The 1,644-nt window shown below is 67.3% G+C and carries 2 protein-coding genes; both read left to right on the top strand.

Annotated elements, in window-relative coordinates; translation table 11 throughout:
* Positions 1–433 (top strand): NAD-binding protein (locus tag J8I29_RS29600; RefSeq protein ID WP_209434415.1); only part of this gene is annotated, 433 nt, incomplete at its 5' end.
* Positions 434–475: 42 nt separating this feature from the next.
* The gene (locus J8I29_RS29595) at positions 476–1,504 is read left to right on the top strand and encodes a 2-dehydropantoate 2-reductase (protein ID WP_209434414.1); all 1,029 of its coding nucleotides are present in this window, start codon (positions 476–478) and stop codon (positions 1,502–1,504) included.
* Positions 1,505–1,644: the final 140 nt, after the last annotated feature.

Raw genomic sequence — 1,644 nt, 5'->3', positions numbered from 1 at the left:
CAAGAACATCACGCTCGTCGGCGGCAATGGCGACGGCCAGACCACCAAGGTCGCCAACCAGATCATCGTCGCCCTCACCATCGAGGCGGTCGGCGAGGCCCTGCTGTTCGCTTCCCGCGCCGGCGCCGATCCGGCCAAGGTACGCCAGGCCCTGATGGGCGGCTTCGCCGCCTCCCGCATCCTGGAAGTGCACGGCGATCGCATGGTCAAGCGCACCTTCGATCCAGGCTTCCGCATCGCCCTGCACCAGAAGGACCTCAATCTGGCGCTGGACGGGGCGCGCATCCTGGGCATCGCTTTGCCCAATACGGCGACGGCGCAGGAACTCTTCAACACCTGCGCCTCCCATGGCGGCAAGGACTGGGATCATTCCGCCATGGTGCGCGCCCTCGAACTCATGGCCAACCACGCCGTCACCACCACGAGCAGCTGAAAGCAAGACCCGCAAGGCAGGCGGCAGAAGGGGAGCGACATCATGAAGATCTGCATCTATGGCGCCGGCGCGATCGGCGGCTACATGGCGGTGATGCTGCAGCAGGCGGGCGCCGAAGTCTCGGTCATCGCACGCGGGGAGCATCTGAAGGCCATGCGGGCCCGCGGCCTCAAGCTGCTCATCGACGGGCAGGAGCGGACGGCCTCGCTCACGGCAACGCAGAACCCGGCCGATCTGGGCCCGCAGGACTATGTGATCGTCGCCCTCAAGGCGCACCAGGCCTGGGAATCGGCGGAGGCGCTCAAGCCGCTGTTCGGCCGCGACACTGCCGTCGTCACCGCCCAGAACGGCGTGCCCTGGTGGTACTTCTACGGCCTGCCGACCGCTCTCGCCGACACCCGTCTCGCCAGTGTCGATCCTGGCGATCGGCAGTGGCAGGCCATCGGCCCCGAACGGGTGATCGGCTGCACGGTCTATCCGGCCACCGAGATCACCGAGCCCGGCGTCGTCAGGCACATCTACGGCAACCAGTTCGGCCTCGGGGAGCCCAACCGCACGGAAAGCCTGCGCGTGGCCAGGCTTGCCGAGGCGATGACGGCCGGCGGCCTGAAGCCTCGTCTCTATGAGGATATTCGCGATGACATCTGGCTGAAGCTCTGGGGCAATCTGTGCTTCAACCCGATCTCCGCCCTCACCCATGCCACGCTCGACGTGATCGCGACCGAGCCCGGCACGCGCGCATTGGCGCGCGCCATGATGGTGGAGGCCGAGCAGATCGGCCTCAAGCTCGGCGCACGCTTCCGGGTCGGCGTCGACCGGCGTATCGACGGCGCGGCCGGCGTCGGCGCCCATCGCACCTCGATGCTGCAGGATCTCGACAAGGGCCGGGCGCTGGAGATCGACGCCCTGCTCACCGCCGTCCAGGAAATGGGGCGCATTGCCGAGATCCAGACGCCGCATATCGATGCGGTGCTTGCCCTGGTTCAGCAAATGGCCCGCGTGAAGGGGCTCTATCCCACCTTCCCGCAAGAAGCAGCGCCGGCTCCGCTGCGCGCCGTCGGCCAGGCCTGACTCATGGAAGCCGAACCTGTCGGAACGGATGTCATCATGAAGATCGGTATTCCCTCGGAAACGGAACCCGGCGAGCCCCGTGTCGGCGCGACGCCCGACACGGTCAGGAAGCTGATCGGGCTTGGAGCGACGGTTCGGGT

The organism is Labrys sp. LIt4 (genome assembly GCF_017813775.1).
Lineage (GTDB): Bacteria > Pseudomonadota > Alphaproteobacteria > Rhizobiales > Labraceae > Labrys > Labrys okinawensis_A.
Note: the sequence above shows the minus strand (reverse complement) of the source record. Positions and strands in the feature narration are given on the sequence as shown.

Coding starts and splice junctions, on each gene's coding strand:
- J8I29_RS29595 (WP_209434414.1), top strand. CDS start 476: ATGAAGATCTGCATCTATGGCGCCGGCGCGATCGGCGGCTACATGGCG.